Source organism: Actinosynnema sp. NPDC002837 (assembly GCF_040295345.1).
GTDB lineage: Bacteria > Actinomycetota > Actinomycetes > Mycobacteriales > Pseudonocardiaceae > Actinosynnema.
Genome location: NZ_JBEOVG010000013.1, coordinates 15840 through 30052 on the forward strand (window position 1 = coordinate 15840; position 14213 = coordinate 30052).

Sequence of the window (14213 nt, forward strand, 5' to 3'; positions counted from 1 at the left end):
CTGCAAGGGGAAGTCGAGAGCGGGTGACGGGAATCGAACCCGCATGACCAGCTTGGAAGGCTGGGGCTCTACCATTGAGCTACACCCGCATCGCGCCTACCGGGGTGGGCGCGTGGTCAGCTTAGCCGGTCGCGATAGGCTTGGGTGGACCGGGGCGTGGCGCAGCTTGGTAGCGCACCCGCTTTGGGAGCGGGGGGTCGCAGGTTCAAATCCTGTCGCCCCGACGGTCGCCCTGGCCGGCCTCGTGGTTGGTCAGGGCTCTTCTCAGCCGCCCAGCTCGTTGACGGCGGTGGAGATCGTGGCCGCTTGGCGTTCCAGGTCGTCGTCCGACGAGGTCTCGTCGACGCCCCGCCCCAGGAGCTCGGCTCTCGAGAGCAGGAGCATGGCGCCGCGGAAGCGGTCCGCGTCCAGGTCGTCCACCGGGATCACCTCGAGCCTGCCCTCGATCAGGACGAGGTTCGGGTCCGGCAGGTCGGACGTCAGCAGCTCACGCAGGTCACTCGCCTTGACGGTCATGTCTTCGTGCTACCCGGCACCCGCCCCGCGAAACGCGGGCCGTTCTTGAGCACACCCGCGCCCGGGTGCTCAAGAACGGCTCCCCAGTGTCATGCCGGAGTCGCCACCTGCTCGCTGACCACCTGCGCCGCCGCCGACACCAGCGCCGTCACCGACGGGTTGGTGGAGTTGTCCTGGCGCCACGCGAACTGGGTGTAGACCCGGAACGGCGGGACCCAGGGCAGGCGGCGGAGCCTGCCGTCGTCAAGCTCGGCGGCGACCGTCACCTCGGGGACAAGCGAGATCCCCAGACCCGAGGCGACCGCCCGCTTGGCGGCGTCGATCGAGTCGAGCGCCAGCACCGGCGACTTCGACTCGGCTTCCTGCAGGCCCAGGGCCTGCTCGAACTGCTCGTAGTAACTGGCGCCGTTCTCGGCCCGGATGAGCGTGCTCCCACGCAGCTCGTCCTCGGTGATCACCGAACGCCTGGTCAGGGCGTGGGTCGGACCGGCGACCATGACCAACGGCTCCGGGCACAGCACCGTCGTCTCCAGCCCCTCGCGGGGCTCCACGGAGCCGATGAAGAAGGTGCAGTCCAGCCGCCCCTCACGCACCGAGGTCAGGTTGGCCTGGGTGTTGCGCGAGTGGAGTGAGATCTGGACGCTCGGGTAGCGCCAGCACATGTACTCGATCAGTGGTAGCAGACGGTAGTCGGTCAGACTCTGTGCGCTGCCGATGACCAGCTTGCCGTGCGGCTCGCCGTTCATCGTGATCGCTTTCCTGGCCTTGTCGGTCAGGGTGATGATGTTCCGCGCGAAAGGTAAAAGCTCGACACCGGCAGAGGTCATCTGGATGCCGCGCGGAAGTCGTCGGAACAACGGCACGCCGAGGGTCTCTTCGAGTGCCTTGATCCGAGTGGTTATAGTGGGTTGCGAGCAATTCAGCGTGGCGGCTGCCTTGGTGAAACTGCCCGTTTGAACCACAGTTGTGAACGCCAAAAGCTGACGCGTCTCCATGGAGCTCCCCAACGGTGCGTGTAAGTGGTCCACGATGAGGCCTGTGCGGGACGGCATCGTGATCTCTTGTGCGTGGCGGCAGTTGACCTGGCTGCGCTTCTGCGTGCGCGTGGCCTGAGGTCGATCAACATCGCCGCGCTACCGCGAGGGGTGGGACGCGGTGGCCGGCAGGTGCGCCCGGGGCCCGTCGGACCCCGAAGTCGCAGCCGGCGCCCAGTAGTGGTCCTGGGATAGTGTTCGGCAGCGGCGGAATGGATCTCATCGGGTCATCGGCACCTTGTCTGGTAGGTGGTTAAAGAGCTCGATGACATTGTCTCGCTCGTTCCTGTCGGTCCCGGTTGCCGGTTGCGTCCGCTGCTGACCCCCCAGAACGTCCGGCAACGTGAATTATTGCTGGTCCAACATGCGGATCCGGGCGTCACGCTACCTGAAACCCACACTAATGGACTACGGCGGTTGGAGTCATCTCGACAAGTGAAAGTTTTCTGTCGAGCACTACTCCAAACGGCCTCAATTCACTCTTTCTGGCGAACCTCCCCTCGCTGGCGGTCGCCGACTGTTAGTCGGCTCTACGGCATACGTGTTACACGACTCCGCGGTGGCCCCGCTCGGTGATGACGCGCTCCGCCGTGGTCGCGGCTCCCAGTGCCACTCGAATGGCCTAACGAATGACCCTGTCGATCAGCCGTTGAGCCGCATAGGTACCCCCGATCCGCCTCTGGCGAGACCGCGAAATTGCGGTCTCGCGGGTCCGGTCGGGGGATGTCGGCGCGCCGGGCGCGGGTCGGGCGGCACGGCGGTGGCGCGGCGGCGGCCCGGATGCGCCGGGGCCGGGTTAGGAACCACTGTTGTGATTTCCGCCGCGCCGTGCCGGCCCGCCGCGAGGCCGTCCCGCCGGACGTCGGGCGCGCCCGCGAGACGGCACGGTCGCGTGGCCCGAACGGGCGAAATTCCACCGGTGCCGCGAATTCCTGCGGCATGCCGCAAAGGGATTCCCGGCGAGCGGGTATTGCCGCGACAATGGTCACGAGGCCCCCGCGCGGCCGGTTGCGGCCCCTCGACCCGGGGTGCTAGCGCCGCCGCGCCGGCCGACCACCTAGACTCAGGCGGAATCCCGTCGCGCCCAGACGCGTTCACGGGGTGTTCCGCACGTCATGCCCGTTACGAGGAGACCACGTTGAAGAGCACCGTCGAGCACCTGAGCCCGACGCGGGTCCGGATCAACGTCGAGGTGCCGTTCGACGAGCTCAAGTCGGACTTCGACCGCGCGTACCGCAAGCTGGCCAAGCAGGTCCGCATCCCCGGCTTCCGCCCCGGCAAGGCCCCCGCCCGCGTGCTGGAGAGCCGCATCGGCCGCGCGCCCGTGCTGGACGAGGTCGTCCAGGAGGCGATCCCGGCCAAGTACCTGGAGGCCGTCACCTCCGGTGAGCTGCGCACCCTCGGCCGCCCCGACTTCGAGGTGACCAAGATCGAGGACGGCGAGTCCCTGGCGTTCACCGCCGAGGTCGACGTCCGCCCCGAGATCACCGTCCCCGCCTTCGGCGAGCTGAGCGTCAGCGTCGACGACCAGGAGGTCACCGACGAGGACGTGGACACCCAGCTCGACGAGCTGCGCGCCCGCTTCGCCACCCTCACCGGCGTCAAGCGCCCGGCGCAGACCGGCGACTTCGTCGTGGTCGACCTGTCGGCGACCGTGGACGGCGAGGAGGTCGAGGAGGCCAAGACCACCGGCCTGTCCTACGAGATCGGCTCCGGCCAGCTCGTCGAGGGCATCGACGACGCCCTGGTCGGCGCCTCCGAGGGCGAGTCCAAGAACTTCACCACGACGCTGGTCGCCGGTGACCACGCCGGCCGCGACGCCGAGGTCACCGTGGTGCTGAACTCGGTCAAGGAGCGCCAGCTCCCCGAGCTGGACGACGAGTTCGCCCAGCTGGCCAGCGAGTTCGACACGCTCGACGAGCTGAAGGCCGACCTGCGCACCCGCCTGGGCCGCGTGAAGAAGATGCAGCAGGGCGTCCAGGCCCGGGACAAGGTGCTGGAGGCGCTGCTGGCCAGCGTCGAGGTGCCGCTGCCCGAGGCCGTCGTCCAGGGCGAGGTCGAGGCGCGGGCGCACGACGCCATCCACGCCCTCGACCACGACGAGGCGCGCTTCGCCGAGTGGCTGGCCGAGCAGGGCCAGACCAAGGAGCAGTTCGACACCGAGGTGCGCGAGGCCTCCGAGCAGGCGGTCAAGACCCAGCTCGTGCTGGACGCCATCGCCGACGCCGAGCAGCTCAACGTCACCGACGCCGAGCTGACCGAGCGGATCATCTACCAGGCGCAGCGCTTCGGCATCAGCCCGGACGAGTACGTCAAGCGGGCCCAGCAGTCCGGCCAGCTCGGCGCGATCTTCGCCGACGTGCGCCGCGGCAAGGCGCTGGCCTCGGTCGTGCGCCAGGCCACCGTGACGGACTCCGCCGGCAACGCCCTCGACCTGGACGAGCTGTTCGGCGAGACCAGGTCCACTGAGGAGCCGGAACCCGCCAACGCGGAGTGAAGCCCTGAGCGAACGCGGGCGGTGTCGGGACGTCGACGCCGCCCGCCTTCGTTAAGGTCGTTGCTACGAGACTCTTTCGGCACAGTTAGTCAGTCGCAAAGATAGGCAGGCAGACGTGACGCAGCACTCTTTCTCGGAGCCCATGATGCGAGCGGCCTCGGGGATGAACCTCAACGACTCGGTCTACGAGCGTCTGCTCCGCGAGCGGATCATCGTCCTGGGGACGCAGGTCGAGGAGAACATCGCCAACCAGATCGTGGCGCAGCTCCTCCTGCTCGCCGCCGAGGACCCGGAGAAGGACATCACCTTCTACATCAACTCGCCCGGTGGCTCGGTGACCGCGGGCATGGCGATCTTCGACACGATGCAGCTGATCGAGCCGGACGTGGCGACCTACGCGATGGGCCTGGCCGCGTCGATGGGGCAGTTCCTGCTCTCCGCGGGCACGCCCGGCAAGCGGCACGCGCTCCCGCACGCCCGCATCCTCATGCACCAGCCCTCGGCGGGCGTCGGCGGCACGGCGGCCGACATCGCGATCCAGGCGGACATGCTGACCCGGACCAAGCACGAGATGGCCGAGCTGATCGCGCAGCACACCGGCCAGCCGGTCGAGCGCATCATCGCCGACTCGGACCGCGACCGGTGGTTCAACGCCCAGGAAGCCCTGGAGTACGGCTTCGTGGACAAGGTGATCACCCGCGCCAGCCAGGCGTCGACCAACTGACCGCGAGCAGAGCACCAGGAGACCTGAAGTGAGCCAGTTCCACGCGCCGCAGTCCCGGTACGTGCTCCCGTCGTTCGTCGAGCGCACCAGCTACGGCATCAAGGAGTCCAACCCGTACAACAAGCTGTTCGAGGAGCGCATCATCTTCCTCGGCGTGCAGGTGGACGACGCGTCGGCCAACGACGTGATGGCCCAGCTGCTCGTGCTGGAGTCGGAGGACCCCGACCGCGACATCCTGATGTACATCAACTCGCCCGGTGGCTCGTTCACCTCGCTGATGGCCATCTACGACACCATGCAGTTCGTCCGCCCGGACATCCAGACCTACTGCCTGGGCCAGGCGGCCTCGGCGGCGGCGGTGCTGCTCGCGGCGGGCACCCCGGGCAAGCGGCACGCGCTGCCGAACGCCCGGATCCTGATCCACCAGCCGGCCACCGAGGGCGTCTACGGGCAGGTCTCCGACCTGGAGATCCAGTCCAACGAGATCCAGCGGGTCCGCCGGTTGCTGGAGACCACGCTCGCCCGGCACACCACCCGGACCCCGGAGCAGGTGCGCCTGGACATCGAGCGCGACAAGATCCTCACCGCCGACGAGGCCAAGGACTACGGCCTCATCGACAGCGTCCTGCCCTACCGGAAGCTCTCGGCGAAGTAGCCCCGGCGTGGCGCCCGACACGCCGAGCTGACCAGGGGTCCTGCTCAGCGAGGCGTGTCGGGGGCACGCTGGTCCTCCCGCACAGGCGGGTAGGACAGGTACCGTCGAGGGGAACGGGCGGACCCCGCATCCAGCGGGCACTCGCCACATCAGCAGTCAGGCGCACCTCACCAGGTCGTGCGCCGGAGGGGACAGAGGTCAGCGGTCATGGCACGTATCGGTGACGGCGGCGACCTGCTGAAGTGCTCTTTCTGCGGCAAGAGCCAGAAGCAGGTGAAAAAACTCATCGCCGGACCGGGTGTCTACATCTGCGATGAGTGCATCGACCTCTGCAACGAGATCATCGAGGAAGAACTCGCGGAGGCCGGTGACGTCAAGCTCGACGAGCTGCCCAAGCCCGCCGAGATCCACGAGTTCCTCGACCAGTACGTGATCGGCCAGAACGAGGCCAAGCGCACGCTCTCGGTGGCGGTCTACAACCACTACAAGCGCATCCAGGCGGGTGACCGCGGGCGTGAGGGCCGCGACGACGGCGTGGAGCTCGCCAAGTCGAACATCCTCATGCTCGGTCCCACGGGGTGCGGCAAGACCTACCTGGCCCAGACGCTCGCGAAGATGCTGAACGTGCCGTTCGCCATCGCGGACGCCACGGCGTTGACCGAGGCGGGCTACGTGGGCGAGGACGTGGAGAACATCCTCCTCAAGCTCATCCAGGCGGCGGACTACGACGTCAAGCGCGCCGAGACCGGCATCATCTACATCGACGAGGTCGACAAGATCGCTCGAAAGAGTGAAAATCCGTCGATCACGCGCGACGTGTCGGGTGAAGGTGTGCAGCAGGCGCTGCTGAAAATACTGGAGGGGACGACGGCCTCGGTGCCGCCGCAGGGTGGTCGCAAGCACCCCCACCAGGAGTTCATCCAGATCGACACGACGAACGTGCTGTTCATCGTGGCGGGCGCGTTCGCGGGCCTCGACAAGATCATCCAGGACCGGGTCGGCAAGCGCGGTCTCGGCTTCGGCGCCGAGGTGCGGACCAAGGCCGAGGTCGACGCGGCGGACTACTACGCCGACTCGATGCCCGAGGACCTGATCAAGTTCGGCCTGATCCCCGAGTTCATCGGACGGTTGCCGATGGTCGCGAGCGTCACGAACCTGGACAAGGAATCGCTCGTCCGCATCCTCACCGAGCCGAAGAACGCGCTGGTCAAGCAGTACCAGAAGCTGTTCGAGATGGACGGGGTCGAACTGGAGTTCACCCGGACGGCGATGGAGGCGGTCGCGGACCAGGCGATCCTGCGCGGCACGGGCGCGCGCGGCCTGCGGGCGATCATGGAGGAAGTCCTGCTGCCGGTGATGTACGACATCCCGAGCCGCACGGACGTCGCCAAGGTCGTCATCACCGAGCAGACCGTGAAGGAGAACGTCAACCCGACGATCGTGGCCCGGCAGCCTTCCCGCCGGGAGCGTCGCGAGAAGTCGGCGTGAGTTGTCCCTCCCGCACACGCTGATCCTGCACGGCCTGGGTGGTTCCGGGCCGGAGCACTGGCAGAACTGGCTGGCAGGTGAACTGGCCCACCACGGTGGGTCCGTGGACCTGCCGCGGTTCAGCTCACCCGACGAGCCGGAGCTGTCGGTGTGGCTGGACGAGCTGCGGTCGCACCTCGCCGCGATGCCCGCGGCCGGGTCCGTCGAACGGGTGGTCGTCGCGCACTCGTTGGCGGTGCTGCTGTGGCTGCACCACGCGGCCGGCGAGTTCGACGAGGCGCTGCGGGTCGACCGGGTGCTGCTGGTCGCGCCGCCCGCCCCGGACTTCGCCGACGAGCCGTTGATCTCCGGGTTCCTGCACCCCGTGCTCGACCCGACGGTGGTGCGGCGGGCGGCGGTGTCGACCAGGCTGGTGGTGGGCGAGGGCGACGCCTACTGCACGGTCACGCAGGCCAAGGAGCTGGCCGAGGCGATGCGGGTCGACCTGGACGTGATCGTGGGTGGCGGGCACCTCAACGTCGCCGCCGGGTACGGCTCGTGGGGTGCGGTGCTGAAGTGGGTGCGCAGTGGGCGCACCCCGCTCACGCCGCGCTGACCGTCACCCGGAAGAGGGTGAACGCGGCCAGGAACGGGCCGGTGGCGAGGTCGGCCAGCCAGGCGTCGGCGGCCGGTCGGGTGATGCGGCCGGCCTCGACGGCCCGCTGCGCGTTGCGGGTCAGGCCCAGCAGCTCGTCGGCCGCGGCGAAGTCGTGCAGGAGTTGGACGTCGGCCTCGACCGAGGTGACGGTCAGGCCGACGTCGCCCGCGAGCCGCGCCAGCTGCCTGCCGATGACGGGGTTGCGCACGACCCGGTCGCACACGAAGCGGTTGAACGCGAGGTTCGTGGCCACCGCGCCCGGGTCGACGGCGAGGGTCTCCCAGTCGGGTTGCGCCAGCGCGGCACGTCCGCCGGGGCGCAGGACCCGGCGGAGCTCGGAGAGGGCGGCGGCCGGGTCGGCGACCAGGTGCAGGACCCGGTCGATCCGGGCGCGGTCGACGCTGCGGTCGTCCAGGGGCAGGGCGTGGACGTCCCCTTGGCGCACGTCCACCGGCAGGTGGGTGGTGCGCCGTCTCGCCTCGTCGACCATGGCGGGGTCGAGGTCGACGCCGATGACCTCGCCCGCGCGTTCGGCCATGGCGGGCAGGTCGGTGCCGGGGCCGCAGCCGATGTCGAGCGCGGTGTGCTCCGGGCGGAGGTCCAGGGCGTCCAGGAGCCGCTGCTTGTAGGCGCGGCCCGCGACCGCGGCGCGGTCCAGGTACGTGATCGGGTCCGGGGTGGGGTTCTGCGTCGCCATGGACCCAGGCAACCACGGTCGTGTGGAGGTCCTGTGGGGGTCCGGTGATCAGATGCGCTTGCCCAGGAAGCGGATCACGTCGGGCACGACCTTGCGGTAGAGGGCGTCGTTGTGGCCGCCGGGGGTGATGGAGGCGACGGACGGCTTGGCGTTGGCGATGAACTGGCGCGTGCCGGTGATGAAGTTGTCCCGGTCGCCCGCCCAGACGCCGATCGGCGCGGTGCCGAGCTTGTCGAGGTTCTTCAGCGGGTCCAGGGAGGCCCACTGGTCGGGGCCGCTGAAGGCGTTGCGCTTGGACATCTCGGTCCAGTCGGTGAGCAGGGCCGGTGCGATGACGGCGATGGCCTTGGCCGGGTCACGGCGTTCGTGGCGCCTGCGGCCGTAGAGGAGCGCGCCGAAGCCGCCCATCGACACGCCGGTGCACGCGAACGGCGCGCCGTAGCCCCGTTCGGCCAGCCAGCGGGGCACTTCTTCGAGCAGCATGGCCATCGGGTCGTCGCCGGGGACGTTCTCGTGCCAGTAGTGGTCGCCGCCGTCCACGGCCACGAAGCCGAACGGGGGCACCTGGCCCCGGCTGACGGCCGCCACCAGGACTTCCGACATGCCGCCCGGTGACGCCGTGCGGGCGGCGCCGCGGCGGCCGTGCAGGAGGATCGACATGGGCAGGTTCTTCGTGGGCACGCCCGCCGGCGTCATGGTGAGCAGGTCGACGTCGCGGCCCCGGTAGTGCGAGTGGACGCGGTCGACCGTGATCACGGCGCGTTTAACCGCCGGCACGGGGCCCGCCACGCCCAGTGCGTGGCGCAGTGCCTCGCCCAGCGGTGCGTTGCCGTGCCAGGCGGCCGTGACCCCGACGGCCGCCAGGGCGGTGCCGCCCAGTGCGGCGAGCGCTGTTCGCCTGCTGACCATGTGTCTCCCCCACGCCGGATCCCCCTCACCACATCGTCGCGAAACGGGCTCGCGTTTCCTCAGACCGCCGACCGGGCCCGGAGTTCCGCGATCCGCTCCGCCGAGTAGCCGAGTCCGCGCAGCACGTGGTCGGTGTGCTCGCCGAGCGCGGGCACGGGCGCCGGGTCCCAGGACCAGGCGGTGGAGTCGACCGGTGGGCGCAGGGCGGTGACCTCGCCGCCCGGCACCGGGATCGTCGTCCGGCGGTCGCGCGCCGTGAGCTGGGGGTGGTGGGGCAGCTCGGCGACGCCGCGGGTCAGGGCGGCGGGCACGTCGGCCTCGTCGAGCGCGCCGAGCAGGTCCGCGGTGGTCCAGGCGGTGAAGTCGAGTTCGGCGTGCAGGGCCGGCCGGTGGGCCACGCGGGAGGTGACGGTGGTGAAGCGGGGGTCGTCGGCCAGGTCCGGGCGGTCCAGGAGGGCGCACAGGCGGCGCCACTGGGGGTCGTTCTGGACGGCCAGGTGCACGGTGCCGTCCGCGCACGGGAACGGGCCGTAGGGCGCGATGCTCGGGTGGTGCGCGCCGGTGCGCGGGGCGGCCTGACCGGCGCCGGCGGCGTAGAGCATGGGCTGGTGCATCCACTCGGCCATGGCTTCGAAGAGCGAGAGCCGGAGCGTGGCGCCTTCACCCGTCCGGGAGCGGTGGAGGAGGGCGGCCAGGACGGCGGACTGGAGCTGCACGCCCGCGGCGATGTCGGCCACCGAGATGCCCGCGCGTGCGGTGACGTCGTCCTGGCCGGTGAGGTCGATGAGGCCGGTCTCGGACTGGACCAGGGCGTCGAACGCCTTGCGGGAGGCGTACGGGCCCGACTCGCCGTAGCCGGAGAGCTCGCCGATCACCAGGTCGGGTTTCACCTGGCGCAAGGAGGAGGAGTCCACCTCCAGTCGACGCGCGGCGGCCGGTGACAGGTTGCACAGGACGACGTCGGCCGTGGTGACGAGGTCGTGCAGGACCTCTCGGGCGGCCGGGTGCTTGAGGTCGAGGGTGACCGATTCCTTGCCGACGTTCGTCCAGGCGAAGTAGGACGACACCGAGCCGCACGTGGTGTCGTAGTGGCGGGCGAAGTCGCCGCCGTCCGGGCGTTCGACCTTGATCACCCGGGCGCCCAGGTCGGCGAGCAGGCGGGTGGCGTAGGGCACGGCCACGGCTTGTTCGAGGCTGACGACGGTGACGCCGTCCAGCGGTCTCATGCGGTGATCCGGTCGTGGCCCGTGTAGACGTTCATCGAGTCGTCGCGCAGGAAGCCGACCAGGGTCAGGCCCTGCTCCTCGGCCAGGTCGGCGGCCAGGGAGGACGGCGCGGAGACGGCCGAGAGGATGGGGACGCCGGCCATGGCGGCCTTCTGGACGAGCTCGAACGAGGCCCGGCCGGACACCATAAGCACGGTTCCCGCCAGCGGGACCTTGTTGTTGAGCACGGCCCAGCCGAGGACCTTGTCGACGGCGTTGTGCCGGCCCACGTCCTCGCGGACGACCAGCGCCTCACCGGTGGTGGTGAAGAGGCCGGCCGCGTGGAGGCCGCCGGTGGAGGCGAAGACCTTCTGGCGCTTGCGCAGCTCGTCCGGCAGGGCGGACAGGACGTCCACGTCGACGGTGCAGTCGTCGGCGGCGGGGGAGTGGTTGGTCTTCAGCTTGACCGCGTCCAGGGCCGCCTTGCCGCAGACGCCGCACGACGACGTGGTGTAGAAGTTGCGCTCGACGCCAGGGTCGGGCGGCGCCACGCCGTCGGCGAGGGTCACGTCGAGCACGTTGTAGGTGTTGAGGCCGTCGGGCCCGGTGCCTTCGCAGAACCGGGCGACCGAGATGTCCGCCAGGCCGCCGATGACGCCTTCGCTGAGCAGGAAACCGTGCGCCAGCTCCACGTCGTGCCCGGGTGTGCGCATCGTCACGGTCAGTGCCTTGCCGCCTACCCGCAGTTCCAAGGGTTCCTCGGCGGCCAGCGCGTCGACCCGTTTCCGGGACGTTCGTCGCGCATACGTGACCACTGGGCGACGCACGGTGACTCGCCCCATCGCGAACTCCTTCTCTTGGCTAAGTTTTTTCGCAAGCCACTCACCAGGTTACGGAGGTGTCGGGCAGTGGGTTTCCTGGACCGCTCTCGCACGATCGCCCCACCGGGCTGGAACCGCTGGTTGATCCCGCCCGCCGCGTTGTCGGTGCACCTGGCCATCGGTCAGGTGTACGCGTGGAGCGTGTTCAAACCGCCGTTGGAGAGCTCGCTGGACCTGACGGGGACGCAGAGCGCGCTGCCGTTCCAGCTGGGCATCGTGATGTTGGGCCTGTCGGCGGCGTTCGGCGGCACGTTGGTCGAGCGCAACGGGCCGCGGTGGGCCATGTTCGTGTCCGCCACCTGCTTCTCGTCGGGGTTCCTGATCTCGGCGGTGGGCGCTTGGACGCAGCAGTACTGGCTCGTGGTGGTGGGGTACGGGTTCGTCGGCGGCATCGGGTTGGGCATCGGGTACATCTCGCCGGTGTCGACGCTGATCAAGTGGTTCCCGGACCGGCCGGGGATGGCGACGGGCATCGCGATCATGGGGTTCGGCGGCGGCGCGCTGATCGCGTCGCCGTGGTCGGCGCAGATGCTGGAGTCCTTCGGTCGCGACAGCGCCGGGATCGCGCAGACGTTCCTGGTGCACGGGCTCGTGTACGCGGTCTTCATGTCGGTGGGCGTGCTGTTGGTGAGGGTGCCCGCGGACGTGGAGGAGCGGAAGGTGGTGCGTTCGGCGGTCAACGTGTCGGCGCGCAACGCCTTGCGGACGCCGCAGTTCTGGTGCCTGTGGGTGGTGTTGTGCTTCAACGTCACGGCGGGCATCGGGATCCTGGAGAAGGCGTCGCCGATGATCCGGGACTTCTTCGCCGAGACGTCCACGCCGGTGGCGGCGGGCGCGGCGGCGGGGTTCGTGGCGCTGCTGTCGCTGGCGAACATGGTCGGCCGGATCGTGTGGTCGTCGACGTCGGACCTGGTGGGGCGCAAGAACGTCTACCGGCTGTACCTGGGCGTCGGCGCGCTGACGTACCTGGTGCTGGCGCTGGCGGGCAACGCGTCGAAGCCGTTGTTCGTGGTGTGCGCGATGTTGATCCTGTCGTTCTACGGCGGCGGGTTCGCCACGATCCCGGCCTACCTGAAGGACCTGTTCGGCACCTACCAGGTCGGTGCGATCCACGGTCGGCTGCTGACGGCGTGGTCGTTGGCGGGCGTGCTGGGGCCGTTGATCGTGAACGCGATCGCGGACGGGCAGAAGGCGGCCGGGAAGTCCGGGCCCGACCTGTACACGGCGTCGCTGTTCATCATGATCGCGTTGCTGGTGGTCGGGTTCGTGGCGAACGAGCTGGTGCGCCCGGTGGCGGCGAAGTACCACGAGCCGGAAGTGGAGGCGGTCCGATGAGCGGTCGGGGGTTGGTCGTGTTCGCGTGGCTGTGGGTGGGCCTGCCGCTGACCTACGGGTTGGTCGAGCTGATCCGCAAGGTGACGGCGTTGTTCACTGGTTAGAGTCGGCCGCGTGGATACCTACGACGTGGTGGTGGTCGGCGGCGGGCACAACGCGCTGGTGGCGGCCGCCTACCTGGCACGGGCGGGCCGCACGGTGCTGGTGCTGGAGAAGCTCGACCACGTCGGTGGCGCGGCGGTGAGCGAGCAGGTGTTCCCGGGCGTCCCGGCGCGGCTGTCGCGGTACTCGTACCTGGTCAGCCTGCTGCCGGACAAGGTCGTCGCGGACCTGGGGCTGCGGGTGGCGTTGCGGTCGCGGTCGGCGTCTTCCTACACCCCGGCGGGCGACCTGCTGGTGGAGCGCGACCCCGGCGAGGCGACGGCGGCGTCGTTCCGGGCGCTCACCGGGTCGGACGCGGAGTGGGAGCGGTGGCGCCGGTGGTACGACGACCTGGAGGTGCTCGCCGAGGCGTTGTCGCCGACGATGCTGGAGCCGCTGCTGTCGCGGGAGCACGCACGGCTGCGCGTCGACTCGGTGGCGCGGATGCGGTTGTGGGACCAGGTGGTGGAGCGGCCGATCGGCGAGACGTTGGAGGAGTTGTTCGCCGACGACGTGGTGCGCGGTGTCGTGGCGACGGACGGGTTGATCGGCACGCACGCGTCGTTGCACGACCTGAAGGCGAACCGGTGCTTCCTCTACCACCTGATCGGCAACGGCACGGGTGAGTGGAAGGTGCCGGTCGGCGGCATGGGCGCGGTGACCGGCGAGCTCCTGCGGGTGGCGCGCGAGGCGGGTGCGGAGATCGTGACCCGCGCCGAGGTGACGCGCGTGGACGCGGACGGCGTGCGGGCCGAGGTCGAGTACGACGGGCGCACGGTGGGCGCGAGGTTCGTGCTGTCCGGCGCCGCTCCGTCCACTTTGGACCGGTTGCGCGGTCGGCCCGCGAGGACCGTCGCCGAGGGCTGCCAGGTCAAGGTGAACATGCTGCTGGAACGGCTGCCGCGGTTCCGCAGCGGGGTGGACCCGCGGGTGGCGTTCGCCGGCACGTTGCACGTGGACGAGTCGTACGGGCAGCTGGAGGCGGCGTACCGGGAGAGCGCGGCCGGGAAGGTGCCGTCGGTGCTGCCGGCGGAGATGTACTGCCACACGTTGACCGACCCGTCGATCCTCGCGCCGGAGCTGGTCGCGCGGGGCCGGCACACGTTGACGTTGTTCGGGCTGCACACCCCGGCGGCGTTGTTCGAGCAGGGCAACGACGAGCTGCGGGACGAGCTGGTCGGCCGGTACCTGGTCGGGTTGAACGCCCACCTCGACGAGCCGATCGAGTCCTGCCTGGCCGTGGACGCGAACGGCGAGCCGTGCATCGAGGCCCGCACGCCGCTGGACCTGGAGGCGGAGCTGGGGCTGCCGCGCGGCAACATCTTCCACGACGAGCTGGCCTGGCCGTTCGCGGAGACCGAGGACGAGGTCGGTCGGTGGGGCGTGGAGACCGACGTGGCGAACCTGTTCGTCTGCGGCGCGGGCGCCCGCCGCGGCGGTGGGGTGAGCGGGATCGGCGGTCACAACGCGGCGATGGCGGTGCTGGAGCGGTGA

At 69.9% G+C, this 14213-nt stretch carries 14 protein-coding genes and 2 tRNA genes; 9 read left to right on the top strand and 7 right to left on the bottom strand.

Features of this window, described 5'->3' with window-relative positions; all coding sequences use genetic code 11:
* Nucleotides 1-18 precede the first annotated feature (18 nt).
* Nucleotides 19-89: transfer RNA gene (locus ABTZ99_RS12195), tRNA-Gly, on the bottom strand.
* A 61-nt stretch (nt 90-150) separates the two neighbouring features.
* On the opposite strand from ABTZ99_RS12195, the gene ABTZ99_RS12200 reads away from it, so the two are divergent.
* Nucleotides 151-224 (top strand) — tRNA-Pro (locus tag ABTZ99_RS12200).
* A gap of 40 nt (nt 225-264) precedes the next feature.
* On the opposite strand, the gene ABTZ99_RS12205 is transcribed toward ABTZ99_RS12200, so the two are convergent.
* Together ABTZ99_RS12205 and ABTZ99_RS12210 are read right to left on the bottom strand one after the other, a co-directional pair.
* The gene (locus tag ABTZ99_RS12205) at nt 265-516 is read right to left on the bottom strand and encodes a hypothetical protein (protein WP_498778283.1); all 252 of its coding nucleotides are present in this window, start codon (nt 514-516) and stop codon (nt 265-267) included.
* Between the two features lie 89 nt (nt 517-605).
* Nucleotides 606-1511, bottom strand: coding sequence for a LysR family transcriptional regulator (locus tag ABTZ99_RS12210; RefSeq protein ID WP_498778287.1), 906 nt, complete (start codon nt 1509-1511; stop codon nt 606-608).
* A gap of 1177 nt (nt 1512-2688) precedes the next feature.
* Here ABTZ99_RS12210 and tig point away from each other — a divergent pair.
* From tig to ABTZ99_RS12235, 5 genes are all read left to right on the top strand, one after another.
* A complete protein-coding gene (gene tig / locus ABTZ99_RS12215; RefSeq protein ID WP_498778291.1) occupies nt 2689-4047 on the top strand; it encodes a trigger factor in 1359 nt (452 codons plus the stop codon).
* Between the two features lie 115 nt (nt 4048-4162).
* Complete coding sequence (locus ABTZ99_RS12220; RefSeq protein ID WP_073889459.1) at nt 4163-4771, top strand: ATP-dependent Clp protease proteolytic subunit; 609 nt, start codon at nt 4163-4165, stop codon at nt 4769-4771.
* A gap of 28 nt (nt 4772-4799) precedes the next feature.
* Nucleotides 4800-5426 (top strand): ATP-dependent Clp protease proteolytic subunit, encoded by a 627-nt coding sequence (locus ABTZ99_RS12225; protein WP_498778292.1) that lies wholly within the window; start codon nt 4800-4802, stop codon nt 5424-5426.
* Nucleotides 5427-5633: 207 nt separating this feature from the next.
* Complete coding sequence (gene clpX / locus ABTZ99_RS12230) at nt 5634-6914, top strand: ATP-dependent Clp protease ATP-binding subunit ClpX (RefSeq protein WP_106615123.1); 1281 nt, start codon at nt 5634-5636, stop codon at nt 6912-6914.
* Between the two features lies 1 nt (nt 6915).
* The gene (locus ABTZ99_RS12235) at nt 6916-7509 is read left to right on the top strand and encodes an RBBP9/YdeN family alpha/beta hydrolase (protein ID WP_499610864.1); all 594 of its coding nucleotides are present in this window, start codon (nt 6916-6918) and stop codon (nt 7507-7509) included.
* On the opposite strand, the gene ABTZ99_RS12240 is transcribed toward ABTZ99_RS12235, so the two are convergent.
* From ABTZ99_RS12240 to fdhD, 4 genes are read right to left on the bottom strand one after another with little or no spacing between them, the layout of a single operon-like run.
* On the bottom strand, nt 7496-8248 hold the full coding sequence (locus ABTZ99_RS12240) for a methyltransferase domain-containing protein (RefSeq protein ID WP_499610867.1): 753 nt from the start codon (nt 8246-8248) through the stop codon (nt 7496-7498). The genes ABTZ99_RS12235 and ABTZ99_RS12240 overlap by 14 nt on opposite strands.
* Nucleotides 8249-8296: 48 nt before the next feature.
* Nucleotides 8297-9157 (bottom strand): alpha/beta hydrolase, encoded by an 861-nt coding sequence (locus tag ABTZ99_RS12245; RefSeq protein WP_499610870.1) that lies wholly within the window; start codon nt 9155-9157, stop codon nt 8297-8299.
* A 59-nt stretch (nt 9158-9216) separates the two neighbouring features.
* Nucleotides 9217-10383, bottom strand: coding sequence for a CaiB/BaiF CoA transferase family protein (locus ABTZ99_RS12250; RefSeq protein ID WP_498778296.1), 1167 nt, complete (start codon nt 10381-10383; stop codon nt 9217-9219).
* Nucleotides 10380-11204: a formate dehydrogenase accessory sulfurtransferase FdhD gene (fdhD, locus tag ABTZ99_RS12255; protein ID WP_498778297.1), complete on the bottom strand. Its 825-nt coding sequence runs from the start codon at nt 11202-11204 to the stop codon at nt 10380-10382. Before fdhD ends, ABTZ99_RS12250 begins: the two co-directional genes overlap by 4 nt.
* Nucleotides 11205-11270: 66 nt before the next feature.
* Between fdhD and ABTZ99_RS12260 the strand changes: the two genes are divergently transcribed.
* The 3 genes from ABTZ99_RS12260 to ABTZ99_RS12270 are packed head-to-tail and all read left to right on the top strand — an operon-like array spanning nt 11271 to nt 14213.
* Nucleotides 11271-12578, top strand: a complete 1308-nt coding sequence (locus tag ABTZ99_RS12260) for an OFA family MFS transporter (protein WP_499610875.1) — start codon at nt 11271-11273, stop codon at nt 12576-12578.
* Nucleotides 12575-12682, top strand: a complete 108-nt coding sequence (locus ABTZ99_RS12265) for an MFS transporter small subunit (protein WP_498778299.1) — start codon at nt 12575-12577, stop codon at nt 12680-12682. Before ABTZ99_RS12260 ends, ABTZ99_RS12265 begins: the two co-directional genes overlap by 4 nt.
* Before the next feature lie 10 nt (nt 12683-12692).
* Nucleotides 12693-14213 (top strand): phytoene desaturase family protein, encoded by a 1521-nt coding sequence (locus ABTZ99_RS12270; protein WP_499610880.1) that lies wholly within the window; start codon nt 12693-12695, stop codon nt 14211-14213.

Bases quoted from the DNA above. Each gene is read 5' to 3' on its own strand.
- ABTZ99_RS12205 (WP_498778283.1), bottom strand. From the start codon at position 516: ATGACCGTCAAGGCGAGTGACCTGCGTGAGCTGCTGACGTCCGACCTG.
- ABTZ99_RS12210 (WP_498778287.1), bottom strand. From the start codon at position 1,511: ATGGAGACGCGTCAGCTTTTGGCGTTCACAACTGTGGTTCAAACGGGC.
- clpX (WP_106615123.1), top strand. From the start codon at position 5,634: ATGGCACGTATCGGTGACGGCGGCGACCTGCTGAAGTGCTCTTTCTGC.
- ABTZ99_RS12240 (WP_499610867.1), bottom strand. From the start codon at position 8,248: ATGGCGACGCAGAACCCCACCCCGGACCCGATCACGTACCTGGACCGC.
- ABTZ99_RS12245 (WP_499610870.1), bottom strand. From the start codon at position 9,157: ATGGTCAGCAGGCGAACAGCGCTCGCCGCACTGGGCGGCACCGCCCTG.
- ABTZ99_RS12250 (WP_498778296.1), bottom strand. From the start codon at position 10,383: ATGAGACCGCTGGACGGCGTCACCGTCGTCAGCCTCGAACAAGCCGTG.
- fdhD (WP_498778297.1), bottom strand. From the start codon at position 11,204: ATGGGGCGAGTCACCGTGCGTCGCCCAGTGGTCACGTATGCGCGACGA.
- ABTZ99_RS12265 (WP_498778299.1), top strand. From the start codon at position 12,575: ATGAGCGGTCGGGGGTTGGTCGTGTTCGCGTGGCTGTGGGTGGGCCTG.